General features: G+C 63.7%; 1 protein-coding gene. It reads left to right on the forward strand.

All coding sequences use genetic code 11. The features are described from left to right. Positions 1–223, forward strand: a 223-nt coding sequence (locus tag E4K09_RS02460) for an NAD(P)/FAD-dependent oxidoreductase (protein ID WP_425293804.1), incomplete at both ends; no start/stop codon positions are given.

Consider the following 223-nt stretch of genomic DNA (forward strand, 5'->3'; position numbering starts at 1 on the left):
ACCAAGCAGATGGTCGAGCGCTTCGGCCTGAATGCGGGCCGCGACCACCAGAAATACGGCATCGGCCTCAAGGAGCTCTGGCAGGTGCGGCCCGAGAAGTTCCAGCCCGGCTTGGTGCGCCATTCCATGGGCTGGCCGCTGCCGAACAATTCCGGCGGCGGCTCCTGGCTCTATCATTTCGACGACCACCTGGTGTCGGTGGGCTTTGTGGTGCACCTCAACT

Source organism: Microvirga pakistanensis, from assembly GCF_004458765.1.
In the GTDB taxonomy this organism is placed as follows: Bacteria; Pseudomonadota; Alphaproteobacteria; order Rhizobiales; family Beijerinckiaceae; genus Microvirga; species Microvirga pakistanensis.